The organism is Pseudomonas sp. TYF_14, from assembly GCF_043105275.1.
Classification (GTDB): Bacteria; Pseudomonadota; Gammaproteobacteria; order Pseudomonadales; family Pseudomonadaceae; genus Aquipseudomonas; species Aquipseudomonas alloputida.
Genome location: NZ_JBICLK010000032.1, coordinates 14,480 through 37,939, shown reverse-complemented (window position 1 = coordinate 37,939; position 23,460 = coordinate 14,480). Strand labels below are relative to the sequence as shown.

At 62.6% G+C, this 23,460-nt stretch carries 19 protein-coding genes; 13 read left to right on the top strand and 6 right to left on the bottom strand.

Annotation, left to right across the window (positions count from 1 at the left end):
• Nucleotides 1–14: 14 nt before the first annotated feature.
• From rsmA to ACF8O8_RS09270, 4 genes are read right to left on the bottom strand one after another with little or no spacing between them, the layout of a single operon-like run.
• A complete protein-coding gene (gene rsmA / locus ACF8O8_RS09285; RefSeq protein ID WP_003255558.1) occupies nucleotides 15–818 on the bottom strand; it encodes a 16S rRNA (adenine(1518)-N(6)/adenine(1519)-N(6))-dimethyltransferase RsmA in 804 nt (267 codons plus the stop codon).
• Nucleotides 815–1,804 carry a 4-hydroxythreonine-4-phosphate dehydrogenase PdxA gene (pdxA, locus tag ACF8O8_RS09280; RefSeq protein ID WP_392509578.1) on the bottom strand — a complete coding sequence of 330 codons (990 nt, stop codon included), beginning with the start codon at nucleotides 1,802–1,804 and terminating at the stop codon, nucleotides 815–817. The genes rsmA and pdxA overlap by 4 nt, the downstream gene beginning before the upstream one ends.
• Nucleotides 1,801–3,120 carry a peptidylprolyl isomerase SurA gene (surA, locus tag ACF8O8_RS09275; protein WP_011953306.1) on the bottom strand — a complete coding sequence of 440 codons (1,320 nt, stop codon included), beginning with the start codon at nucleotides 3,118–3,120 and terminating at the stop codon, nucleotides 1,801–1,803. Before surA ends, pdxA begins: the two co-directional genes overlap by 4 nt.
• On the bottom strand, nucleotides 3,101–5,908 hold the full coding sequence (locus tag ACF8O8_RS09270) for an LPS-assembly protein LptD (RefSeq protein WP_350298355.1): 2,808 nt from the start codon (nucleotides 5,906–5,908) through the stop codon (nucleotides 3,101–3,103). The genes surA and ACF8O8_RS09270 overlap by 20 nt, the downstream gene beginning before the upstream one ends.
• A 130-nt stretch (nucleotides 5,909–6,038) precedes the next feature.
• On the opposite strand from ACF8O8_RS09270, the gene ACF8O8_RS09265 reads away from it, so the two are divergent.
• From ACF8O8_RS09265 to ACF8O8_RS09255, 3 genes are read left to right on the top strand one after another with little or no spacing between them, the layout of a single operon-like run.
• A complete protein-coding gene (locus ACF8O8_RS09265; protein WP_392509577.1) occupies nucleotides 6,039–7,058 on the top strand; it encodes an aminoglycoside phosphotransferase family protein in 1,020 nt (339 codons plus the stop codon).
• The gene (gene murU / locus ACF8O8_RS09260; protein ID WP_010951745.1) at nucleotides 7,055–7,726 is read left to right on the top strand and encodes an N-acetylmuramate alpha-1-phosphate uridylyltransferase MurU; all 672 of its coding nucleotides are present in this window, start codon (nucleotides 7,055–7,057) and stop codon (nucleotides 7,724–7,726) included. Before ACF8O8_RS09265 ends, murU begins: the two co-directional genes overlap by 4 nt.
• A gap of 1 nt (nucleotide 7,727) precedes the next feature.
• The gene (locus ACF8O8_RS09255) at nucleotides 7,728–8,495 is read left to right on the top strand and encodes a TerB family tellurite resistance protein (protein ID WP_010951746.1); all 768 of its coding nucleotides are present in this window, start codon (nucleotides 7,728–7,730) and stop codon (nucleotides 8,493–8,495) included.
• A gap of 27 nt (nucleotides 8,496–8,522) precedes the next feature.
• Here ACF8O8_RS09255 and ACF8O8_RS09250 read toward each other — a convergent pair whose 3' ends face one another.
• Nucleotides 8,523–9,521: an alpha/beta hydrolase family protein gene (locus tag ACF8O8_RS09250; RefSeq protein ID WP_010951747.1), complete on the bottom strand. Its 999-nt coding sequence runs from the start codon at nucleotides 9,519–9,521 to the stop codon at nucleotides 8,523–8,525.
• A gap of 95 nt (nucleotides 9,522–9,616) precedes the next feature.
• Here ACF8O8_RS09250 and ACF8O8_RS09245 point away from each other — a divergent pair, with 95 nt between their 5' ends.
• From ACF8O8_RS09245 to trpE, 9 genes are all read left to right on the top strand, one after another.
• Nucleotides 9,617–12,004 carry a PAS domain S-box protein gene (locus tag ACF8O8_RS09245; protein ID WP_350298354.1) on the top strand — a complete coding sequence of 796 codons (2,388 nt, stop codon included), beginning with the start codon at nucleotides 9,617–9,619 and terminating at the stop codon, nucleotides 12,002–12,004.
• A gap of 7 nt (nucleotides 12,005–12,011) precedes the next feature.
• A complete protein-coding gene (locus tag ACF8O8_RS09240) occupies nucleotides 12,012–12,644 on the top strand; it encodes a response regulator transcription factor (protein WP_172830947.1) in 633 nt (210 codons plus the stop codon).
• Nucleotides 12,645–12,938: 294 nt separating this feature from the next.
• Nucleotides 12,939–14,063, top strand: coding sequence for an ABC transporter ATP-binding protein (locus tag ACF8O8_RS09235; RefSeq protein ID WP_003255547.1), 1,125 nt, complete (start codon nucleotides 12,939–12,941; stop codon nucleotides 14,061–14,063).
• Nucleotides 14,064–14,103: 40 nt separating this feature from the next.
• On the top strand, nucleotides 14,104–15,138 hold the full coding sequence (locus ACF8O8_RS09230) for an ABC transporter substrate-binding protein (protein WP_350298353.1): 1,035 nt from the start codon (nucleotides 14,104–14,106) through the stop codon (nucleotides 15,136–15,138).
• Between the two features lie 60 nt (nucleotides 15,139–15,198).
• Nucleotides 15,199–16,446, top strand: a complete 1,248-nt coding sequence (locus ACF8O8_RS09225) for an ABC transporter permease (RefSeq protein WP_010951751.1) — start codon at nucleotides 15,199–15,201, stop codon at nucleotides 16,444–16,446.
• Between the two features lie 10 nt (nucleotides 16,447–16,456).
• Nucleotides 16,457–17,284, top strand: coding sequence for an ABC transporter permease (locus ACF8O8_RS09220; protein WP_003255542.1), 828 nt, complete (start codon nucleotides 16,457–16,459; stop codon nucleotides 17,282–17,284).
• 150 nt (nucleotides 17,285–17,434) lie between these two features.
• Nucleotides 17,435–18,109: a ribulose-phosphate 3-epimerase gene (rpe, locus tag ACF8O8_RS09215; protein ID WP_003255539.1), complete on the top strand. Its 675-nt coding sequence runs from the start codon at nucleotides 17,435–17,437 to the stop codon at nucleotides 18,107–18,109.
• Nucleotides 18,106–18,924 carry a phosphoglycolate phosphatase gene (locus tag ACF8O8_RS09210; RefSeq protein ID WP_010951753.1) on the top strand — a complete coding sequence of 273 codons (819 nt, stop codon included), beginning with the start codon at nucleotides 18,106–18,108 and terminating at the stop codon, nucleotides 18,922–18,924. The genes rpe and ACF8O8_RS09210 overlap by 4 nt, the downstream gene beginning before the upstream one ends.
• Before the next feature lie 69 nt (nucleotides 18,925–18,993).
• Complete coding sequence (gene trpE / locus ACF8O8_RS09205) at nucleotides 18,994–20,475, top strand: anthranilate synthase component I (RefSeq protein WP_392509576.1); 1,482 nt, start codon at nucleotides 18,994–18,996, stop codon at nucleotides 20,473–20,475.
• Between the two features lie 132 nt (nucleotides 20,476–20,607).
• Here the strand turns inward: trpE and estP are convergent, their stop codons facing one another.
• The gene (gene estP, locus ACF8O8_RS09200; RefSeq protein ID WP_392509575.1) at nucleotides 20,608–22,497 is read right to left on the bottom strand and encodes an esterase EstP; all 1,890 of its coding nucleotides are present in this window, start codon (nucleotides 22,495–22,497) and stop codon (nucleotides 20,608–20,610) included.
• A 367-nt stretch (nucleotides 22,498–22,864) separates the two neighbouring features.
• Here estP and ACF8O8_RS09195 point away from each other — a divergent pair, with 367 nt between their 5' ends.
• A complete protein-coding gene (locus ACF8O8_RS09195) occupies nucleotides 22,865–23,458 on the top strand; it encodes an aminodeoxychorismate/anthranilate synthase component II (RefSeq protein ID WP_003255531.1) in 594 nt (197 codons plus the stop codon).
• Nucleotides 23,459–23,460 lie beyond the last annotated feature (2 nt).

Here is a 23,460-nt window from a genome sequence, read left to right as displayed (position 1 = left end):
CGGTACGGGCTAAATCAGGCTTGTTGCTGATCCGCCAGCTGGTCAGCCAGGCGCACGAAGGCTGCCAGGTCGAGCTGTTCAGGGCGCAGGCTGCCATCAACGCCGGCAGCCTCGATGGCGGCGCTGTCCAGCAGGCCTTTCATGGTGTTGCGCAGGGTCTTGCGGCGCTGGTTGAACGCTTCGCGAACGACACGCTCCAGCAGCAGGTGGTCCTTGGCCGGGAACGGCAGCACTTCGTGCGGCACCAGGCGGACGATTGCCGAATCCACTTTCGGAGGTGGGTTGAAGGCACCAGGGCCGACATTGAACAGGTGCTCCACGCGGCAGTGGTACTGCACCATGATCGACAAGCGCCCCCAGTCACCGCCGCCAGGGCCGGCGGCCATGCGCTCGACCACTTCCTTCTGCAGCATGAAATGCATGTCGCGGATCAGCCCGGCGTGGCTGAGCAGGTGGAAGATCAGCGGGGTGGAGATATTGTAGGGCAGGTTGCCAACCACCTTGAGGCTGCGCGGCGGCACACCCAACTGGTTGAAGTCGAACTTCAGGGCATCGCCCTGGTGCAGGCGGAAGTTGCTGCGATCGGCGAACTTGTGCTGCAGGATCGGCACCAGGTCTTTGTCCAGCTCCACCACGTCCAGCTGTGCGCCACTGCCCAGCAGGCCTTCGGTCAGGGCGCCCTGGCCCGGGCCGATTTCCAGCAGGTGTTCGCCGGCCTTGGCGTTGATGGCACGCAGGATGCGGTCGATGATACCGGCGTCGTGCAGGAAGTTCTGGCCGAAGCGCTTGCGCGCCCGGTGTTGGTATTGCTCGTTCATGGTCGGTTCTCGGCCATCTGGTAGGCGGTTTCCAGTGCGACGCGCAGGCTGCCGGTGTCGACTTTGCCAGTGCCGGCCAGGTCCAGGGCGGTGCCGTGGTCAACCGACGTGCGGATGATCGGCAGGCCCAGGGTCACGTTCACTGCTGCGCCGAAGCCTTTGTACTTGAGTACGGGAAGGCCCTGGTCGTGGTACATCGCCAGCACCGCATCGCAGTGCTCCAGATATTTGGGGGTAAACAGGGTATCGGCCGGCAGCGGCCCGCGCAGGTCCATGCCTTCGGTGCGCAGGCGGGCCAGGGTCGGCTCGATGATGTCGATTTCTTCGCGGCCCAGGTGGCCGCCCTCGCCCGCATGCGGGTTGAGGCCGCACACGAGGATACGCGGGTTGGCAATGCCAAACTTGTCGCGCATGTCGGCATGCAGGATACGGGTTACACGTTCGACGCGCTCTGCAGTGATAGCGTCGGCAACATCACGCAGTGGCAGGTGCGTGGTCACCAGGGCCACGCGCAGGCCGCGGGTGGCCAGCATCATTACCACTTGTGCGGTGCGGGTCAGTTCGGCAAGGAATTCGGTATGCCCGGAAAAGGCGATACCGCTTTCGTTGATCACACCCTTGTGCACCGGGGCCGTGATCATCCCGGCGAAGTGCCCGTCCAGGCAGCCTTGCCCGGCGCGGGTCAGGGTTTCCAGCACGAACGCTGCGTTGGTCTTGTCGAGCTGGCCTGGCACCACCGGGGCCGCCAAGGGGGTATCCCAGACGTACAGGCTACCTGCGGGTGCCGGGAGGTCAGGCCATTGGCCCGGGGCTACCGGCAGCAGGCTGACGGCCAGCCCCAGCTGCGTGGCCCGCTCGGCGAGCAGGTCACGGCTGGTGATGGCGATCAGGGGGTGAGGCTGGGCGTCTGCGGCGAGCAGCAGGCACAGGTCGGGGCCTATGCCGGCCGGCTCGCCGGGGGTGACGGCGAAGCGCAGGGGCTTCACTGGGCGGCCTGGTCAGCGCCAGGCAGCTTGATTTCAACGTAGGCTTCGTCGCGGATCTGGCGCAGCCAGGTTTGCAGCTCTTCGTCATACTTGCGGTTGCGCAGTACGCTCAGGGCCTGCTGTTCGCGAGCTTGCTCGGTGCTGTCGGTGGCGCGGCGGCCCAGCACTTCCAGAACGTGCCAGCCGTACTGGGTCTTGAACGGTTTGGTCACTACGCCTTGCTGGGCATTGGCCATCTGTTCACGGAACTCCGGTACCAGGCTGTTCGGATCGACCCAGTTGAGGTCGCCGCCGTTGAGTGCCGAACCCGGGTCTTCCGAGAAGCTCTTGGCCAGTTCGCCGAAGTCTTCGCCGTTCTTGATCCGATCATAAAGGCGCTCGGCCAGCTGCTGGGTGGCCGCCTCGCTGCGGATCTCGCTTGGCTTGATCAGGATGTGGCGTACATGCACTTCGTCGCGCAGCACGTTCTCGCTGCCGCCGCGCTTCTCCTCGAGCTTGAGGATGATGAAGCCGTTGGGGATGCGAATAGGCTGGGTAATTTCGCCCACTGGCATGCTGCTGAGCATCTTGGCGAAGTCGGGTGGCAGCTGACCGGCTTTACGCCAGCCCATCTCGCCGCCTTCCAGGGCGTTTTCGCTGGCCGAGTTGGCAATCGCCATCTGGCCGAAGTCGGCACCCTGGCGCAGTTGCTGGTACACGTCACCGACCTTGCGCGCAGCCTTCTGGATATCGTCCGAGTTGGCGGCTTCCGGGGTCGGGATGAGGATGTTGGCCAGGCGGTACTCTTCCGACATCTGCATCTTGCCCAGGTCCGAGGCCAGGAAGTTCTTCACTTCCTGCTCGGACACCTGAATGCGCTCGGCAACGCGGCGTTGGCGCACGCGGCTGATGATCATCTCGCGCTTGACCTGCTCGCGAGCGTCGTCGAACGACAGGCCGTCACGGGCCAGCGCCGCGCGGAACTGGTCCAGCGACATGCCATTGCGCTGGGCAATGGTGCCAATGGCCTGGTTCAGCTCTTCGTCGGTGATGCGGATACCAGAGCGCTCGCCGATCTGCAGCTGCAGGTTCTCGACGATCAGGCGTTCCAGGACCTGCTGTTCCAGGGCGCTGGTCGGCGGCACGCCGCCGCCGCGCTTGGCGATGGTTTGCTGGACCTCATGGACACGCTGGTCCAGCTGGCTTTGCATGACCACGTCGTTGTCGACGATAGCCACCACGCGATCAAGAGGTTGCACCGCGGCATGCACCGCGCCACTCAGCAAAGCGACGCCCAGCAACACTGGGCGCAGACGATCAATAAGCTTGGTCTTCACGTTCACGGTAACCTTGAATGCCTTGGTCGAGGAAAGACTCGACCTTGTTGCCAACTACGCCGCCGAGACCTTTCAGGACGATCTGAAGGAAGACACCGTGGTCGCCTTTTTCGTTCTGTGGAAGGGCCTGGCTGAAATCGTCGTAGTCGATCCAGTAACGGTTGATCAGGCGCAGCTTCCAGCAGCAGTTGTCGTATTCGAAACCACCCATGGCTTCCAGGGTACGGTTGCGGTTGTAGTCATGCTGCCAGCGGGCGATTACGTTCCACTGCGGCACGATCGGCCAGATGACCGAGAAGTCGTGCTGCTGGATCTTGTAGTAATCCTTGATGTAGTTCGGATCGCCCGGGGTGCCATAGTCACCGCCGCCCACTTTCCAGGTACCCGTGGTCGAGTCGTAGGCAATGGTGTCGTTACGGTAGCGATAGCCGAGGTTGACGATCTTGTTCGGGTTGTCTTCAGGCTGGTAGTGGAACATCGCGCTGCCCGAGCGGGTGCTGCGGCTGTCCGGGTCCCAGTTGAAGTCCGAATTGAAGCGCCAGTCGCGGTTGAAGTAGTAGTTGTACACCAGAGCGTATGGCGATACATCGGACTGCGCGTCCTTGCGGGTGCGGTAGTCGATGCCTGGCAGCTGGACCTTGCGGTCCTTGAAGTAGTAAGCCTGGCCGATGCTGAAGTTCTGACGCTCGAAGCCGTTCTCCTCGATCCAGCGGGTGGTCACGCCCAGCGACAGCTTGTTCTCGTCGCCGATGCGGTCGGTACCGCTGAAACGGTTGTCACGGAACAGCGAGTCGTAGCTGAACAGGGTTTCACCCGTGTCGAACAGCGGGATGTCCATCTGGTCCTTGTACGGGACATAGAGGTAGAACATGCGCGGTTCGAGGGTCTGGCGGTAGTTGGTGCCGAACAACGAGGTGTTGCGGTCGAAATACAGGCCGCTGTCGACGCTGAAAATCGGGATATCGCGGTTCAGGTTGCTTTTGTAGTCGCCGAACACGTCCAGTGTGTCTGCGTTCGCGCCTGCAATGTCGCTCTTGCCCTTGCTATCCAGGTCAAGGTCGTAATGGGTATACATGTACTTCAGCTTCGGCGTGATGTAGCCGTAGCTGGCCTCCATCGGCAGGCTGATGGACGGGGCGACGTTCAGGCGGGTACCGTTGGCACGCGCTACACCGAAGATGTTTTCGTCAAGACGACGACCGGGTACGCCGGCGCTGGCGTCTGGATTGCCATCTTCGTCCAGAACGAAATCGTCCTTCAGGTCACGATCAAAGCGAACAGCTTCAGTCTCGTACCCAAGGTTCAAACCGCCAGGCTGGAACGGCAGCGTACCGTTCAGGGTCAGCTGCGGCAGGCGATCATACGGCGTGATCTGCGAGATGGTCGCCATCTCGTAGGCATGCACATTCAACCGCGCGGTGTAGCTGTCGCCTCGGTAGGTCAACGCACCCTGCTGGTTCAGCAGGTCGCGGCTTTCCACGCCAATCTGGTCGGATTCCAGGTCCTGGAAGTAGAACGGGTCGCTGATGTCGGTGTAGTCCACCTCGGTCATCAGGCGTTCATCCAGGCCACCCTTGTGCTGCCAGTTGACCATCCAGCGCTGATCTTTGTAATCAGTCTGATCTTTGCGGTCGTCGTTCTTGTCGTTCAAGTAGGCGCCGCCGAACTGGCCTTCGCTGGAAGGTGTCAGGTAGCGGAACTCGCCTTCCATCAGCAGGCCGCGCTTGGCCATGTAACGCGGGTACAACGTGGCGTCGTAGTTAGGCGCCAGGTTGAAGTAGTACGGCGTGACCAGCATGAAGCCGGTGTCGCTGCTGGTGCTGAACGAGGGCGGCAGGAAACCGGACTGGCGACGGTCGTCAATCGGGAAGTAGATGTACGGTGTATAGAACACCGGGAAATCCTTGACCCGAAGCGTAACGTTGGTCGCAGTACCGAAACCGGTGGCCGGGTTCAGGGTGATGTTGTTGCCCTTCAGCTGCCAGGCGTTGCTGCCCGGTTCGCAGGTGGTGTACGTACCGTCCTTGAGGCGGATGATGGCGTTTTCGCCACGCTTGGCGTAAAGGGCACTGCCGCGGATGTGCGACTTGTGCATCACGTATTCGGCGTTGTCGACCTGGGCTTCGCCAGTGTCGAGCTGGATCTGGGCCTCGTCACCGACCACCAGGGAACCGTTGTCACGGATCTTGACGTTGCCCTTGAGCTCGCCACGGTTTTCGGCCTGGTAGAGGTTGGCCTCGTCGGCTTCGGCCTGCATGCTGCCCTGGCGCATCACCACGTCACCGGCGAGGGTGGCGATCTGCTGCTCCTGCTGGTACTTGGATACCTTGGCATTGATGTAGGTCGGCGACTCGTCCTTCGGCGTGGTGTCGGCCATGCCCGGGCGGGTTGGCTCGATATACGCGCCACCGCAGTACGGGCCGGTTTCAGCCAGCTGCGCGGCGGTGAGCTTTTCACGCGGCACCCAGTCCAGGTGGCTGTAGTCTTCGCTGCGCGACTTCAGACCACGGCCCTTGGCCTCGGTAACCAGCACGGGCCGGTCCGCAGTTTCGGCTTCGCCCGCCGCTTCGGTGCCGGAGCTGACGGCTGCACCTTCGTGCACCGGGCGCGGTGGCAAGTTGTTGACTGGGGTTTTGGGCTTGCAGTCCCAACCACCGGCGGCGGACACTTGGCAGTCGAACTGTTCGGCTGCCACTACGTATGAGGTGGCCAGAGGTTGCAGGGCCAGCAGACCGCCGGTTACCAGCAACGGAAACTTTCTACGAAACGCGGGGGATTTCAATGCCATCTTATTAGTCCGGGCTTCCTGCGTGCCATCTGCCCGCGTGTGGGGCCGCACGCCTCTCGATGGTCTGAAAAAGATGCTGGATAATAAAGCATGACCCGCTTGACGGCTAGGGCCGTCGGAGACCCTTGCAATGCCTGAACACGATGTACGCCTGCAACAACTGACGGTCTGGCTCGATGAGCAGCTCAATGATCTTTTCCGTGACAACGCCTGGGGCGAGGTGCCTGCAGGCAGCCTGACCGCTGCCAGCAGCGACGCCAGCTTCCGCCGCTATTTCCGCTGGCAGGGCGCTGGCCACAGTTTCGTGATCATGGATGCGCCCCCCCCGCAGGAGAACTGCCGACCGTTCGTCGCCATCGACCACCTGCTGGCCAGCGCTGACGTACATGTGCCGCTGATCCACGGCCAGGACCTGGAACGCGGCTTTTTGCTGCTTGGGGATCTGGGCACTCAGACATACCTTGACATCATCAATGCCGACAACGCCGATGGCCTGTTCGCCGACGCCATCGATGCCCTTCTGAAGTTCCAGCGTTTGCCAATGGACGCGCCGCTGCCCAGCTACGACGACGCCCTGCTGCGCCGTGAAGTGGAACTGTTCCCCGAATGGTACGTGGGGCGTGAGCTGGGCCTGACCTTCACCGATGCACAGAAGGCCACCTGGCAGCGCGTCAGCCAGTTGCTGATCGACAGCGCCCTGGCGCAGCCCAAGGTGCTGGTACACCGTGACTACATGCCGCGCAACCTGATGCAGAGCACCCCCAACCCTGGTGTGCTGGACTTTCAGGATGCGGTATACGGCCCGGTCACCTACGACATTACCTGCCTGTTCAAGGACGCCTTTGTCAGCTGGCCGCAGGCGCGGGTCGAAGGTTGGCTGGGCGACTACTGGCAGCAGGCGCAGGCGGCTGGCATCCCGGTGCACGCCGAGTTCGAAGCCTTCCACCGCGCCAGTGACCTGATGGGCGTGCAGCGGCACCTGAAGGTGATCGGCATCTTTGCCCGCATCTGCCACCGCGACGGCAAGCCGCGTTACCTGGGCGACGTGCCGCGTTTCTTCGCCTATATAAATGAAGTGATCGGTCGCCGGCCCGAATTGGCGGAGCTGGGTGAACTGATTGCCGAGTTGCAGGCCGGAGCGCGTGCATGAAGGCCATGATCCTGGCTGCGGGGAAGGGCGAGCGCATGCGCCCGCTGACCCTGCACACCCCAAAACCGTTGGTCCCGGTCGCCGGCCAGCCGCTGATCGAGTACCACTTGCGCGCCCTGGCGGCAGCGGGCGTGACCGAAGTGGTGATCAACCATGCCTGGCTTGGCCAGCAGATCGAAGACCATCTGGGCGACGGTAGCCGCTTCGGCCTGAGCATTCGCTATTCACCTGAAGGTGAACCGCTGGAAACCGGCGGCGGCATCTTCAAGGCCCTGCCTTTGTTGGGTGATGCGCCGTTCCTGCTGGTGAATGGCGATGTGTGGACCGACTACGACTTCGCGCGTTTGCAGGCTCCCCTGCAAGGCCTGGCTCACCTGGTACTGGTCGACAACCCTGGCCATCACGGCCGTGGTGACTTCCGCCTGGTGGGCGAGCAGGTCGTTGACGGCGATGACGCGCCCGGCACGCTGACCTTCAGCGGCATTTCCGTGCTGCACCCGGCGCTGTTCGAAGGTTGCCAGGCGGGTGCCTTCAAACTGGCACCGTTGCTGCGCCAGGCGATGGCGGCCGGCAAGGTATCTGGCGAACACTACCGTGGGCACTGGGTGGATGTTGGCACGCTTGAACGCCTGGCCGAGGCTGAGTCTCTGATTGGCGAGCGCGCCTGACATGTGGTGGCCAGGCACGGTGATAGGCGTGGGTGCCGGCTTTGCCGTTGCGAGCATACCGGGTGCCTTGCTCGGTGCGTTGCTTGGGCAGGCCATCGACCGCCGGCTGCGCTTGCAAGGCTGGGAAGACATGCGCGAACGCCTGGGTGGGCGCCCTGCATTACGCGACGACGAGTTGTTGTTCGTGATGCTCGGGCGCCTGGCCAAGTGCGATGGCCGGGTAGCCGAGCAGCATATCCAGCAGGCGCGTCAGGAGATGGTGCGCCTGGACCTGGCCGAGGCAGCCCGGTTGCGCGCCATCAATGCGTTCAACCGTGGCAAGGCGGGCAAGGACCGGCTTGGCGGGCACCTGCGGCGCATCAGTCAGCAGCCCCACGCGGCGGAAGGTACCTTGCGGGCCTGTTGGCGCATGGTCTGGGCTGACGGCAAGATGGGCAACAAGGAGCGTGAGTTGCTGCTGGACTGGGGGCAGAAGCTGGGCATGAGCCGGCGCCAGGTGCAGGCCATGTCCCTGGAGTACGAGCCGCGCAAGGCCACGGGAGCAGAAAGCGTGCCCATGACCTACGCGGCAGCGTTGCGCTTGCTGGCGGTGGACGCAGACACCGACACCGATAAGGTCAAGCAGGCGTATCGTCGGCTTGTCAGCCGGCATCACCCGGACAAGCTGGCAGGTACCGGTGCCAGCGAGGCGCAGGTGCGTGAAGCAACCGCGCGTACCCGTGAGTTGCACCAGGCCTATGCCATGATCCGCAAGCGGCGCGGCCTTTGACGCCCCGCCACAGGGATCAAGCCTGACTCAGCCCTGAGGGCTCATCCACCCCCGCACCCGGCGGAACAATTGCTCTTGTTCCGCCGCTTTGTTTGCTGGCATGGCAATCAATGACAATTGTCGGTACTGGCTATCCTTCTGCCGTTTGCTGGCCTGCAGCCGTTGCTGGGCTGCGTTGCGGTCAGCGCTGCGGGTGGCGTAGTAGATATCGGCCGTGGGTACCTTCAAGGTTGGGGCCAGGCTTTCCAGGTCCTGCTCCACCCGTGCAGGGGTCTGTGCAGCGACCATCACCAGTTTTTGTACCTGTGGTGGCTGCTTCTCGCTCAGGTAGCGCGCCGCCCAATACGCACCGCTACCATGGCCGATCAGTACGATGCTGCGGGCGTTGTGTTGCTGGGCGAACGCCACGGCGGCATCCAGGCGGGCGAAGATGCGTTCGGCATCTGCCGGGTCGGCCTGCTCGCTGGCTTGTTCGGCATCGGTGCTTTCTGCTGTGTCGGCATCGGCTGCGGTGGCTTGGGCCACGTTGGCGTTGGCGTCGGCCGGCACGTCCTTGGCCGGTGCGCTTTCGCCTTTGTCTGGCGCAGGCGCTGCCGGTGGTGTGGCTTCGACCCGCGCTTGCGGGCTGTCTGCGAGTAGGTCGGGCAGGCTGACGCTCAGGCTGTGCCAGCCGATATCAGGGAATTTTTGCCGCAGTGGGCCGACTGCATTTGGCCAGTCGGCCGTTTCGCCTGCACCAGGGACAATGATCACCGCCCCTTGCGGATCGTTGTCGTTGGCCGGCTTCCACAGGGCCAGGAAGCTGTCGGCACCGGCCTGCAGGGTCTGCTGCTCAGCCTTGGGCAGCAGCCGTTCCAGCGCCAGTGCATCCTCCTGGCTGCGTTCCAGCAAGGGTGGGCGTGGGGCCTCGGCAGCCGGTGCCATGGCATTTGCAGGTGGTTTTTCGGCATCGGCGGCCAGGGCGCCGAGTGGAAGGACCGAGGCCAGGCAGCACATTGCCAGCGTCGTGCGATAAAGTGTGGACATGAGTCAACCCAAGGCCAGAATGAAACCGGCAGCCTAATAGTATTTGCCCGTGACGGCCATGCTGCATGGCCGTCTTTGCCAAGTCGAGCGTATAGATGAAGCGAGTGCGTCGCCTGTTGGTTATCGGCTGCTTGTGGCTGCCCTTGATTGCCTGGGCCAAGCCCGAGGCGCTGCCCTCTGTGGTGCTGGAGCCTGACCAGCAGCAGTGGCTGGACACCCACCGCAGCCTGCGTGTCGGCCTGGTGTTGCAGGCGCCCTACGCCCAGTTCGACCGGCGTCTGCAGCAACTGTACGGGGCCAATGTGGAGCTGGTGAACAGCCTGGCGCAGACGCTGCGGCTGGACCTCACCTGGCGTAACTTCACTGACCAGGCCAGTTTGGAACATGCCCTGCAGAGCGGCGAAATCGACTTCGCCCCTGGCCTTACCCAGACGCCGGCCAGCCTGCGCCTGTGGCTATTCAGCGACCCGTACATGCGCGTGCCACAGCTGGTGGTGGGGCCGCGCACCGGGGCCATGGCCGTGGAACTGGAAAAGCTTGAAGCCGAGCAACGCGTCGCGGTGCGCATGCCCAGCCCGCTGGCGGATTACCTGCGCGGCAACTACGGCAACCTCAACCTGCAGGGGGTGCCCGACGATCGTGAGGCCTTGCAACTGGTGGTAGGTGGCCAGGCCAGTTTCGCCGTGCTGGATGAAGCGCAGCTCAGCCGCCTGTCGCGCGAGAGCGAGTTCGGTGAGCTGGCGGTGGTCGGCGATATTGGCCTGCCGCAACTGTTGCGTATCGGTTCGCGGCGCGACTGGCCGATGCTGGCCGATGTACTTGAACGTGGCTTGCAGGCCGTGCCGGCCAAGGAGCTGGAGCAACTGCATCAGCGCTGGTTGCAGCCGAAATACCCGCGCCTGAGCGAGTCGCCGGGCTTCTGGCAGAACATGGCCTTGTTGTTCGGTCTGTTGCTGTTGTGTGCCTTGGCCACGCTGGTGTGGCAACGCCGTCAGCAGCGCCAGCTGGAGCGCAGCCTGCTGGCCGCGCGAGAAAGCCTTGTTGAACGCCAGGTGCGCGAAGAGGCGTTGCGCCTGAGCCAGTTCGCCATCGACCAGAGCACCGTGGGTATCCTCTGGGTCAACTGGGACAGCCATGTGCGTTACGCCAACCATGCCGCCGAGCGCATGTTGGGCTACAGCGAAGGGGCGTTGCTGGAGCGGCCGCTGAGCGACTTCGAGCCAAGCCTGAACATGGACCGTTGGCTAGAGCTGTGGAAGGGTGCGCGGACAGGGGCGGGGGGTGTCGGTCAGTTTGAGACGCAATGCCGGCGGGCTGATCAAAGCTTGCTACCCGTGGAGCTGTCGCTGAGCTTTCTGCGCTTTCGTGATTCCGAATATCTGGTGGTCTACCTCGCCGATGTCACCGAGCGCCACCGTGCCTTGGCGGCCCTTCGCGAAAGCGAGGCGCGGCTTAAGGGCATTGCTGGCAACGTACCAGGGTTGGTGTTTCGCCTGGAGCGTGACCCGGCCGAGGGCGATCTGGAGTTCCCCTATATCAGTGAGGGTAGCGAGGCTTTGGTGGGTTATGCACCCAGCGAGATCCAGCACCCGCAGATGGGCCTGCGCAACCTGGTGCACCCCGAGGACCGTGCTGATTATCACAGGGTGCAGGACCTGGCCCTGGCCAGCGACCAGGACTGGTCCTGGCAGGGGCGCATCCTCACCCGGCAGGGCGAACAGCGCTGGGCCGATATCAAGGCCAGCGCCCGGCATCTGGGCAACGGCCAGGTAGTGTGGGACGGTGTAGTCTGGGACATCACACAGGGCAAGCGGGCCGAGCTGGCGCTGGCGAAGTCCCAGGAGCAGCTGCGCGAACTCTCGGCCCACCTGGAGAGCGTGCGTGAAGAGGAAAAAGCCCGTATCGCCCGGGAAGTGCATGATGAACTGGGGCAGATGCTGACCGTGCTCAAGCTGGAAGTGTCGATGTGCGAGCTGGCCTATGCCGAGCTGGACCCTGGCCTGAATGATCGCCTGGCGAGCATGAAACGCCTGATCGCCCAGTTGTTCCAGTTGGTACGCGATGTCGCCACTGCCTTGCGTCCGCCGATCCTCGATGCCGGCATTGCCTCGGCCATCGAATGGCAGGCGCGGCGTTTCGAGGCACGTACGCAAATCCCCTGTCTGGTGCAAGTACCCGATAATCTGCCAGCATTGAGTGATGCCAAGGCCACCGGGCTGTTTCGTATCCTCCAGGAGGCGCTGACCAATGTGATGCGTCACGCCCAGGCGCACAGCGTAGAGATTGAGCTGGTACGTGAGGGCGGACAGTTGCGCATGACGGTCAGTGATGATGGCCAAGGCTTTTGCCGCGAGCAGACCCGGCCCACCTCATTTGGCCTGGTGGGTGTGCGCGAGCGGGTGCTGATGCTGGGGGGGAGCATGACGCTGGAAAGCGAGCCGGGCGAAGGCACCAGCCTGAGTGTGGCCATTCCGTTGGAGTAGGAGAGCAATCGTGATTCGAGTACTGGTGGCCGAAGACCACACCATTGTCCGTGAAGGCATCAAGCAGTTGATTGGCCTGGCCAAGGACATGCAAGTGGCGGGGGAGGCCGGTAATGGCGAGCAGTTGCTCGAAACCCTGCGCCACACACCGTGCGAGGTGGTACTGCTGGACATCTCGATGCCGGGTGTGAACGGCCTGGAGGCGATCCCGCGTATCCGTGCGCTGCACGATGCTCCAGCGATCCTGATGTTGTCGATGCACGATGAGGCACAGATGGCGGCGCGGGCGCTGAAGGCCGGTGCGGCGGGCTATGCCACCAAAGACAGTGATCCGGCGTTGTTGTTGACAGCGATTCGTCGGGTGGCCGGTGGCGGGCGTTATATTGACCCGTCGCTGGCCGACCGCATGGTGTTCGAAGTAGGCCTCACCGAATCCCGGCCGTTGCACACACTGCTCTCGGAGCGGGAGTTTTCGGTGTTCGAGCGCCTGGCCCAAGGCGCCAACGTCAACGACATCGCCCAACAGTTGGCGCTGTCGAGCAAGACCATCAGCACCCACAAGGCGCGCCTGATGCAGAAGTTGAAAGTGAACTCGCTGGCGGAGCTGGTGAAGTACGCCATGGAGCACAAGCTGATCTGATTGCGACATACGGGTGCCCGAAACTTGCCGAAGCCTATGTGGGAGCGGGCATGCCCGCGAACGGGCCTGGCCTGCTGATCTCTATGGCTGAGCCGGCCTCTTCGCGGGCATGCCCGCTCCCACAGGTTCGTGGTTGGCTCGCAAGGGCATTCCAATCCCGCCATCGTTGTAGGGCGATCCCTACAACAAATCTTCCATCCGGATGATGGCATTCTCTCAGTACCCCCGATTTTCGGGCGCTTGCGTCTCTTCTACTCTTTTGCCTACGCAGTCATCCAACAAGAAGGTGCAGGCATGAGCGAGGCGAAGTCGAACGCTGCAACCGGCGAAACGCTGGTCAGCTTCCGTGGTGTGCAGAAGAGCTACGACGGCGAGTCGCTGATCGTCAAAGACCTCAACCTGGATATCCGCAAGGGCGAGTTCCTCACCCTGCTTGGCCCGTCCGGCTCGGGCAAGACCACCAGCCTGATGATGCTGGCGGGCTTCGAAACGCCCACCGCCGGTGAAATCCAGCTTGGCGGGCGCTCGATCAACAACGTGCCGCCGCACAAGCGTGATATCGGCATGGTGTTCCAGAACTACGCGCTGTTTCCGCACATGACCGTGGCTGAGAACCTGGCCTTTCCGCTGACCGTGCGCAACCTGAGCAAGACCGACATCAGCGAGCGGGTCAAACGCGTGCTGAACATGGTGCAGCTCGACGCTTTCGCCAAACGCTACCCCGGCCAGCTGTCTGGCGGCCAGCAGCAGCGTGTGGCGCTGGCCCGGGCATTGGTGTTCGAGCCACAACTGGTACTGATGGACGAGCCACTTGGCGCGCTGGACAAGCAGCTGCGCGAACACATGCAGATGGAGATCAAGCACATTCACCAGCGTCTTGGTGTGACCGTGGTGTACGTGACCCACGACCAGGGCGAAGCGCTGACCATGTCCGACCGCGTGGCGGTGTTCCACCAGGGCGAAATCCAGCAGATCGCCGACCCGCGCACGCTGTACGAAGAGCCCTGCAACACCTTCGTCGCCAACTTCATCGGCGAGAACAACCGCATCAGCGGCACCCTGCTGGCCAGCGATGGCAAACGTTGCCAGGTGCAGTTGCCTCGCGGCGAGCGGGTCGAGGCGCTGGCGGTGAATGTCGGCCAGGCCGGCGAGCCGGTGACCCTGTCGATACGCCCGGAGCGCGTGCGCCTGAACGGCCACAGTGAAAGCTGCGTGAACCGGTTCTCTGGCCGGGTGGCCGAATTCATTTACCTGGGCGACCACGTGCGGGTGCGTCTGGAGGTTTGCGGCAAAGGCGACTTCTTCGTGAAGCAGCCGATTGCCGAGCTCGACCCGGCGTTGGCCGTGGGCGATGTAGTACCGCTGGGCTGGGAGGTGGAGCACGCCCGCGCGCTCGATCCGATTGCCGAAGCCCATTGATGGATTGCTTCACCAACCCTGTACTGTGGAGAGAATAATAATGCGCAAGCAGTTGAAACTGACCGCCCTGGCTTTGGGGCTGTTCACCGCTGGCCAGGTCATGGCCGCAGACCTCACCGTGATCTCGTTCGGGGGCGCCAACAAGGCTGCCCAGGTCAAAGCGTTCTACGAACCCTGGGAAAAAGCGGGTAATGGCAAGATTGTCGCGGGTGAGTACAACGGCGAAATGGCCAAGGTCAAGGCGATGGTCGACACCAAGAGTGTGTCGTGGAACCTGGTAGAGGTTGAGTCGCCAGAGCTGGCGCGCGGTTGCGACGAAGGCATGTTCGAAGAGCTCGACCCGGCCCTGTTCGGCAACGAGGAAGACTACGTGCCTGGTGCCATTCAGCCTTGCGGTGTGGGCTTCTTCGTCTGGTCCACGGTCATGGCCTACAACGCCGACAAGCTCAAGACCGCCCCCACCAGCTGGGCCGATTTCTGGGACACCAAGCAGTTCCCGGGCAAGCGCGGCCTGCGCAAGGGCGCCAAGTACACGATGGAATTTGCACTGATGGCCGACGGTGTTGCGCCCAAGGACGTCTACAAAGTGCTGGCAACCAAGGAAGGCCAGGACCGCGCCTTCAAGAAACTCGACGAACTCAAGCCCAGCATCCAGTGGTGGGAAGCGGGTGCACAGCCACCGCAGTTCCTGGCCTCTGGCGACGTGGTCATGAGCTCTGCCTACAACGGCCGTATCGCCGCTGTGCAGAAAGAGAGCAACCTCAAGGTGGTGTGGAACGGCGGCATCTACGACTTCGATGCATGGGCAATACCCAAAGGCGCCAAAAACGTCGAAGAGGCGAAGAAGTTCATCGCCTACAGCGTCAAGCCCGAGCAGCAGAAGATCTACTCCGAAAACATCGCCTATGGCCCGGCCAACTCCAAGGCCGTGAGCCTGCTGTCGGACGAAGTGAAGAAAGACATGCCGACCACGCCTGAGAACATTGCCAACCAGGTGCAGATCGACGTGGCGTTCTGGGCCGACAACAGCGAGCAGCTGGAGCAACGCTTCAACGCCTGGGCGGCGAAGAAGTAAACGTCCAGTGTGTGGGGCCGCAAAGCGGCCCCCAATTCAGCCTGTATTGCGGAGTTCGCCATGGCCATTGCAGTGCCCCTCAACGAAGGCGCAGGTCCAAGTCTCAAGCAGCGCCTCAAACACGCCGAGCGGGTCAACCGCTGGAAGGCGCAGGCGTTGATCGCGCCGCTGGCGCTGTTTCTTCTGCTGGTGTTCCTGGTGCCGATTGCGGCGCTGCTGTACAAGAGCGTCGGCAACCCTGAAGTGGTCGGCGGCCTGCCGCGCACGGTGGAAATCATCAGCCAGTGGGATGGCAAAAGCCTGCCAGGCGAGGACGTTTACAAGGCGTTGAGCCAGGATTTGGCCGAGTCGCGCAAGAACCAGACCCTTGGTGACCTTTCCAAACGCTTGAACATGGAGCTGGCCGGTTACCGCAGCTTGTTGACCAAGACTGCCCGTGCGCTGCCCTTCAAGGCTGAGCCTGCCTCTTATAAAGAGGCGTTGCAGGCTGTCGACGAGCGTTGGGGCGACCCGGCTTATTGGCAGGCGATACGCCGCAATACCAGCTCGGTGACTTCTTTCTACCTGCTGGCCTCGGTGGATCATCGCATCGATGACCTTGGTGAGCTGGCCAAGGCCACCCCGGACCAGGCCATTTACCTGGACATTTTTGTCCGTACCCTGTGGATGGGGGTGGTGATTACCACTATCTGCCTGGTACTGGCCTACCCACTGGCCTACTTGTTGGCGAACCTGCCGACCCGGCAGAGCAACCTGCTGATGATTCTGGTGCTGTTGCCCTTCTGGACATCGATCCTGGTACGAGTGGCGGCGTGGATCGTGCTGCTGCAGTCGGGCGGGCTGATCAACAGTGCGCTGATGGCCATGGGCATCATCGACCAGCCGCTGGAACTGGTGTTCAACCGCACAGGCGTCTACATCTCGATGGTGCACATCTTGCTGCCGTTCATGATCCTGCCGCTGTACAGCGTGATGAAGGGTATTTCCCCGAGCTACATGCGTGCGGCGATCTCGCTGGGCTGCCACCCGTTCGCCAGTTTCTGGCGGGTGTACTTCCCGCAGACTTACGCCGGTGTGGGCGCCGGTTGCCTGCTGGTGTTCATCCTTGCCATCGGTTACTACATCACCCCGGCGCTGCTGGGTAGTCCGAACGACCAGATGGTCAGCTACTTCGTCGCCTTCTACACCAACACCAGCATCAACTGGGGCATGGCCACCGCATTGGGCGGGCTGTTGCTGCTGGCGACCGTGCTGTTGTACCTGATCTATAGCTGGCTGGTCGGCGCCAGCCGTCTGCGCCTGAGCTGAGGAGCCTGTCATGCTGAGCCCATACATGTCGCCCGTGGAGCGGGTCTGGTTCTACAGCCTGCGTATTCTCTGCGGCTTGATCCTGCTGTTCCTGATCTTGCCAGTGCTGGTGATCGTGCCGCTGTCGTTCAACAGTGGCAGCTTCCTGGTGTACCCGCTGCAGGGCTTCTCGCTGCAGTGGTATCAGGACTTCTTCGGCTCGGCCGAATGGATGCGGGCGTTGAAAAACAGCATCATCGTTGCCCCAGCGGCCACGGTGCTGGCCATGGTGTTCGGCACCTTGGCGGCCATCGGCCTGACCCGGGGCGATTTCCCCGGCAAGTCGCTGGTGATGGCGCTGGTGATCTCGCCCATGGTGGTGCCGGTAGTGATCATCGGGGTGGCCAGTTACCTGTTCTTCGCCCCTCTGGGTATGGGCAACAGTTTCACCTCGCTGATTCTGGTGCATGCGGTGCTGGGGGTGCCGTTCGTCATCATTACCGTGTCGGCGACGCTGCAGGGGTTCAACTACAATCTGGTGCGTGCGGCGGCCAGCCTGGGCGCTTCACCTCTGCTGGCTTTCCGCCGGGTGACCCTGCCGCTGATTGCGCCCGGTGTCATCTCGGGAGCCCTGTTTGCCTTTGCCACCTCGTTTGACGAGGTGGTGGTGACGCTGTTCCTCGCCGGGCCGGAGCAGGCAACACTGCCGCGGCAGATGTTCAGCGGTATTCGCGAGAACCTGAGCCCGACCATTGCCGCGGCGGCGACCTTGCTGATTGCGTTCTCGGTGTTGTTGCTGCTGACCCTGGAGTGGTTGCGTGGGCGTAGCGAGAAGCTGAGGACTCAACAGCCGGCTTGATGATGGCTTGCCTGTACCGGCCTCTTCGCGGCTAAAGCCGGAAGAGGCCGGCACAGGTTGCGTTGGTCGACACCAATTGATACCAATCAGCCTTCATCGCTTTCCCTGAGTTACAATGCGCGCCACCGTGAATTTGCCAACAGGTGCGCCATGCAGCCCTACGCTATTGCCCCCTCCATTCTCTCTGCCGATTTTGCCCGCCTGGGTGAGGACGTCGACAAGGTATTGGCTGCGGGTGCAGACATCGTCCACTTCGATGTCATGGACAATCACTATGTCCCCAACCTGACCATCGGTCCGATGGTTTGCACCGCTCTGCGCAAGTACGGCGTTACTGCGCCGATCGACGTGCACCTGATGGTCAGCCCGGTTGACCGCATCATTGGCGACTTTATCGAAGCGGGTGCCACCTACATCACCTTCCACCCTGAAGCCACGCAGCACATCGACCGTTCGCTTCAGCTGATCAAGGATGGTGGTTGCAAGGCCGGCCTGGTGTTCAACCCGGCCACCAGCCTGGACGCCCTGAAGTACGTGATGGACAAGATCGACATGGTGCTGCTGATGAGCGTCAACCCAGGCTTCGGCGGGCAGAAGTTCATCCCCGGCACCCTCGACAAGCTGCGCGAAGCGCGTGCGCTGATCGACGCCAGTGGCCGTGATATCCGTCTGGAGATCGATGGTGGCGTGAACGTCAACAACATCCGCGAGATCGCTGCGGCTGGCGCCGACACCTTCGTGGCCGGCTCGGCGATCTTCAACGCCCCGGACTATCAGGAAGTGATCGCCAAGATGCGCGCCGAACTGGCCCTGGCCCGCCCATGAGTGGCTTCGAGCAGCTGTTCCCGGGGACGCTGCCAAGGCTGGTGATGTTCGATCTGGACGGTACCCTGATCGATTCCGTGCCTGACCTGGCCGCCGCCGTGGACCGCATGCTGCTCGAACTGGGGCGCCCGCCTGCTGGCCTTGAGGCCGTGCGCCACTGGGTTGGCAATGGCGCCCAGGTGCTGGTGCGCCGCGCGTTGGCGGGCGGCATCGACCATGCCGACGTGGACGATGCGCTGGCAGAACAGGCGCTGGCGCTGTTCATGGACGCTTATGCCGAAAGCCACGAACTTACCGTGGTCTACCCCGGTGTGCGCGACACCCTGCGCTGGCTGCGCAAGCAGGGCGTGGAGATGGCGCTGATCACCAACAAGCCTGAGCGCTTTGTTGGCCCGCTGCTGGACCAGATGAAGATCGGTAATTTCTTCCGCTGGATCATTGGTGGCGACACCTTGCCGCAGAAAAAGCCCGACCCGGCGGCGTTGCTGTTCGTCATGCAGATGGCCGGTGTCACCCCGCAGCAGTCCCTGTTTGTCGGTGATTCGCGCAGTGACGTGCAGGCGGCCAAGGCGGCTGGCGTGCAATGCGTGGGCCTGACCTACGGCTATAACCATGGCCGGCCGATCGACGCCGAATCCCCCAGCCTGGTAATCGACGACCTGCGCGCATTGCTGCCCGGTTGCGCAGACCCGGCCACTGGGATAACGTTGGCGGACCTTCAAGCCTCACAAGACAGAGAGTCCACCGTGGCGGTTACTGGCAAATTCTGGATGAAAGTCATCAAGGCCTTGGCCCGTTGGCGTTGGCGCGCCTGACTTCAGCCTGCCGGCGTGTGCCGGCCCGTCCGTTTGCCTGACCTATTGCTGCTTGCCACGAGACTACTCATGAACCGCGAAGAATTCCTGCGCCTGGCCGCTGCCGGCTACAACCGTATTCCCTTGGCCTGTGAAACCTTGGCCGACTTCGACACGCCGCTGTCGATCTACCTGAAACTGGCTGACCAGCCCAACTCGTACCTGCTCGAATCGGTGCAGGGCGGGGAGAAGTGGGGCCGTTACTCGATGATCGGCTTGCCATCGCGCACCGTGATGCGTGTGCATGGCTACCGTGTCAGCATCCTGCACGATGGCGTCGAGTTGGAAAGCTGTGAGGTCGAAGACCCGCTGGCATTCGTTGAAACCTTCAAGGACCGCTACAAAGTTGCCGATATCCCAGGCCTACCGCGTTTCAATGGCGGCCTGGTCGGCTACTTTGGCTACGACTGCGTGCGCTATGTAGAAAAGCGCCTGGGGGCCAGCCCCAACCCAGACCCGCTGGGCGTACCGGATATCCTGCTGATGGTGTCCGACGCGGTGGTGGTGTTCGACAACCTGGCGGGCAAGATGCACGCCATCGTGTTGGTCGACCCAGCTGAAGATCAGGCCTTCGAACAGGGCCAGGCACGCCTGCAAGGCTTGCTGGAAACCTTGCGCCAGCCAATCACCCCGCGCCGCGGCCTGGACCTGAGTGGCCCGCAGGCGGCCGAGCCGGCGTTCCGCTCCAGCTACACCCGCGAGGATTACGAAAACGCCGTCGGTCGTATCAAGGAATACATCCTGGCCGGGGACTGTATGCAGGTGGTGCCGTCGCAGCGCATGTCGATCGATTTCAAGGCTGCGCCTATCGACCTGTACCGCGCGCTACGCTGCTTCAACCCGACGCCATATATGTACTTCTTCAACTTCGGTGACTTCCATGTGGTCGGCAGCTCGCCCGAAGTGTTGGTACGTGTCGAGGACAACCTGGTCACCGTACGCCCGATTGCCGGTACCCGCCCGCGTGGTGCGACCGAAGAGGCCGATCGTGCGCTGGAAGATGACCTGCTGTCGGACGACAAGGAAATTGCCGAGCACCTGATGCTGATCGATCTGGGCCGCAACGATGTCGGCCGTGTGTCTTCGACCGGCAGTGTGCGCCTGACCGAGAAGATGGTGATCGAGCGTTACTCCAACGTGATGCACATTGTTTCCAACGTTACCGGCCAGCTGCGTGAAGGCCTGACGGCGATGGATGCACTGCGGGCGATTCTGCCGGCTGGCACCTTGTCGGGTGCGCCCAAGATCCGTGCGATGGAGATCATCGACGAGCTGGAACCGGTCAAGCGTGGGGTTTACGGCGGTGCCGTCGGCTATTTTGCCTGGAACGGCAACATGGATACCGCAATTGCCATTCGTACCGCAGTGATCAAGGACGGCGAGCTGCATGTGCAGGCCGGTGGCGGCATCGTTGCCGACTCGGTGCCGGCGCTGGAATGGGAAGAAACCATCAACAAGCGCCGGGCGATGTTCCGTGCGGTGGCGTTGGCCGAGCAGACTTCCGCCAGATAAATTGATTGGGGCTGCTGCGCAGCCCATTCGCGGGTAAACCCGCTCCTACAAGGTTGCGCAAGCCTCAGGCATACGAGGCCGTCGTAGGAGCGGGTTCACCCGCGAATGGGCCGCAAAGCGGCCCCCAGCAATTCAGAAGTCCACGCTAACCCCCACGCTAATACCCTGTTGCGTCAACTCATCACTCTTGCGCCAGTTGTAGTTCCCGCGCAAATGCACCCCTGCCACCAGTTCATGGCTCACACCCAGGCTCGCCCGGGTCAGGTCGCTGTGCGGCGTATACCCGGTCAGGGTGAAGTCATTCGCCGGCAAGCTGGTCAGGTGCATCGTCACATCCTGCTCGTCGTCCTCGAACTCATGCTCCTGCGCCACCTCGGCGAAAAGCCGGGTACTTGGCAGTACCTGCACACTGCCCAGCAGCCCCACGCCCAGGCGGCGTGACGTGCGCTTCTGGTCATCGAAGCCAAGCGCCGTCGAACGTCCGCTCTTCTCGTCGTAGCCATCCACCTTCACCCGCGCATAGTCGGCACTGATGAAAGGTGCCAACTGCCAGTTGCTGGTGTCGGCCGCCAGGTTGTAGCCCAGCCGCCCGGACATTGCCCAGGCCTCGCCGTCGGTGTCGCCCTTCTCACTGCGGTCATTCACGCCCAGGGCGAAGGTACGCTTGAGGTCGCTGTAATCCAGGTGCCCGGCGGTCAGCGCCGCGTCGGCCCACCAGCGGTCCTGGCGGTATTGGGCAAAGGCACTGGCCATATAACTGTTCAGCTTGTAGTCCGAGTCCTGTTCACCAGCTTCCAGCTTCTGCCGGTTTGCACCGCCGGCCAGGCCCAGGCGCCAGGCGTCGTTCAGGCGATAGCTGCCGCCCACGGTCAGGTTGTAGCCGCGGCCGTCACCGCTGGCCGCGCTGTGCTGGCCGTCGAAGTCCAGGTCCTGAGCGCCGCTGGCGACAAAGGCTTGCCATTGGCCAACTGCTTGCCAAGGCGTCTGCCACTGATTACGCAACTCATCCTGGTGAGCCCGCAGGCTGGCGTGGGCCATTTCCGGTAGCAGGGTCAGTTCCCAGGGGGCCGCGAGGATCGAGTAGGCGTAATCGGCAATCAGCTGCTGACCCGCGATGGTCGGGTGGACCGAGTCGTTGAACAGCAGTTTGGTCGGGTCTGGCGTTGTGCCGTTGATCCCGTACACCGGGTTTTCCACGCAGCTATCGCCGCTGTAGCAGGTGCCGACCAGGTTCTGGTCGCTGGCCAGGCCGAACTGACTGGGGCTGGCCAGCGCCTCGCTCAACAGCAAAGGGATGTTCAGTGGAATGATCTGGGCATCGATCTGCCCTAGCTGGCTGATCAGTGACTGGTTGAACGCAGCGGAGAGCAGTGACAGTGGGTTTTGCTGTGGCGTGCCACTGAAATTGGGCGTTTGGCCGAGGTCAGGTAGCAGCCAGACCATGATGTAGCGCGCGCCTCCTTGCTGAAGCGCTTGGGCGCTGGCAGCCAGGCGGGCGCCGGCGGCTACGGCGTCGGCCGGGCTATTCACCAGGCCCTGAAGGAAGTCGTTGCCGCCGCCTGTCAGGTAGTACAAGGCATTGGGGTCGGCGCGCAGGCCGTTGGCCAGGTAGCCGGGGCGCTCGCGCAGCACCAACCCGGCATTGGGGTTTCCTGGGGGGATGACGGTCTCGGACGTTGTCGTGATCGAGTCCAGGATCTGCTGGGTGGTGTACCCGCCGACTGCCCAGTTATTACCATCGGGCTGGATACCTACGGATGTCGACGGGTTAAGGTCGCCTGGCGCAACGCCCAGGCGGCCACCGAGGATCATCGGCGACACCGGGGCGAAGTTGCCGTCGGCGTCACGGTTGGTGAAACGCGCGCCTGGGGTACCGCCAACAAGATCGGGAAACTGCCCGGCATCGGCGAGGCTGTCGCCAAACACGATCAGGGTTGAATAGGGCGAAGGGCCGGCCAACGCCTGGCTGCAGGCCAGGGCCAGTGAAGCGAGGGTAAAGCGCAATAACGGGGCTTTTCGCATCGGGGAACATCCTTTTCTTTGTTTTTATCAGGGCAAGCCCATCGACCTTAGCAAATCGTCGTGCTTCGCTCCCAAGTCCATTCGTTTCCCCGTGTTTACAGGCATATTGCGCCCGTCGCCCCGGTAGGCTACTGTGCCGGGACGTATGAGCGAGACCTATCCTGTGTTGATCGTCAGCAAACTCTTGATGCGCGTAATCAAGGCCCACGCCCGTTGGCGTTGGCGCGCCTGACTTTATCTCCTGCCGGCCCGCCCGGCCCGTCCCCGTTTGCCTTCTCGTTTACCGCCCGTTGTGGCAAAGCCGCGCCTGTGGCTGGTGCCGGAAGGTTCGAATCATGAAGTCAGTAGATTCAAGAGGTTTAACACCATGTTACTGATGATCGACAATTACGACTCATTCACTTACAACGTTGTTCAGTACCTTGGCGAGCTGGGTGCCGAGGTCAAGGTCATTCGCAATGACGAAATGACCATCGCCCAGATTGAGGCCCTCAACCCTGAGCGCATCGTCGTATCTCCGGGCCCGTGCACCCCAAGCGAGGCAGGCGTGTCCATCGAGGCCATCCTGCATTTCGCCGGGAAGTTGCCAATCCTTGGTGTATGCCTGGGCCACCAGTCAATCGGGCAGGCTTTTGGCGGCGACGTTGTACGTGCACGTCAGGTCATGCACGGCAAGACCAGCCCGGTATATCACCGCGACCTGGGCGTGTTCGCCAGCCTTAACAACCCGCTGACCGTGACCCGTTACCACTCTCTGGTGGTAAAGCGTGAAACCTTGCCCGACTGCCTGGAAGTTACCGCCTGGACCTCCCATGCTGACGGCTCGGTCGATGAGATCATGGGCCTGCGCCACAAGACGCTGAATATCGAAGGGGTGCAATTCCACCCTGAGTCGATCCTGACCGAGCAGGGCCACGAACTGTTCGCCAACTTCCTCAAGCAGACCGGCGGCCGCCGTTAAGG

What these genes read in the sequence shown, in the direction of transcription:
- rsmA (WP_003255558.1), bottom strand. Translation starts at nt 818, where the DNA reads ATGAACGAGCAATACCAACACCGGGCGCGCAAGCGCTTCGGCCAGAAC.
- ACF8O8_RS09270 (WP_350298355.1), bottom strand. Translation starts at nt 5,908, where the DNA reads ATGGCATTGAAATCCCCCGCGTTTCGTAGAAAGTTTCCGTTGCTGGTA.
- ACF8O8_RS09265 (WP_392509577.1), top strand. Translation starts at nt 6,039, where the DNA reads ATGCCTGAACACGATGTACGCCTGCAACAACTGACGGTCTGGCTCGAT.
- murU (WP_010951745.1), top strand. Translation starts at nt 7,055, where the DNA reads ATGAAGGCCATGATCCTGGCTGCGGGGAAGGGCGAGCGCATGCGCCCG.
- ACF8O8_RS09255 (WP_010951746.1), top strand. Translation starts at nt 7,728, where the DNA reads ATGTGGTGGCCAGGCACGGTGATAGGCGTGGGTGCCGGCTTTGCCGTT.
- ACF8O8_RS09250 (WP_010951747.1), bottom strand. Translation starts at nt 9,521, where the DNA reads ATGTCCACACTTTATCGCACGACGCTGGCAATGTGCTGCCTGGCCTCG.
- ACF8O8_RS09245 (WP_350298354.1), top strand. Translation starts at nt 9,617, where the DNA reads ATGAAGCGAGTGCGTCGCCTGTTGGTTATCGGCTGCTTGTGGCTGCCC.
- ACF8O8_RS09235 (WP_003255547.1), top strand. Translation starts at nt 12,939, where the DNA reads ATGAGCGAGGCGAAGTCGAACGCTGCAACCGGCGAAACGCTGGTCAGC.
- ACF8O8_RS09230 (WP_350298353.1), top strand. Translation starts at nt 14,104, where the DNA reads ATGCGCAAGCAGTTGAAACTGACCGCCCTGGCTTTGGGGCTGTTCACC.
- ACF8O8_RS09225 (WP_010951751.1), top strand. Translation starts at nt 15,199, where the DNA reads ATGGCCATTGCAGTGCCCCTCAACGAAGGCGCAGGTCCAAGTCTCAAG.
- ACF8O8_RS09220 (WP_003255542.1), top strand. Translation starts at nt 16,457, where the DNA reads ATGCTGAGCCCATACATGTCGCCCGTGGAGCGGGTCTGGTTCTACAGC.
- rpe (WP_003255539.1), top strand. Translation starts at nt 17,435, where the DNA reads ATGCAGCCCTACGCTATTGCCCCCTCCATTCTCTCTGCCGATTTTGCC.
- ACF8O8_RS09210 (WP_010951753.1), top strand. Translation starts at nt 18,106, where the DNA reads ATGAGTGGCTTCGAGCAGCTGTTCCCGGGGACGCTGCCAAGGCTGGTG.
- trpE (WP_392509576.1), top strand. Translation starts at nt 18,994, where the DNA reads ATGAACCGCGAAGAATTCCTGCGCCTGGCCGCTGCCGGCTACAACCGT.
- estP (WP_392509575.1), bottom strand. Translation starts at nt 22,497, where the DNA reads ATGCGAAAAGCCCCGTTATTGCGCTTTACCCTCGCTTCACTGGCCCTG.
- ACF8O8_RS09195 (WP_003255531.1), top strand. Translation starts at nt 22,865, where the DNA reads ATGTTACTGATGATCGACAATTACGACTCATTCACTTACAACGTTGTT.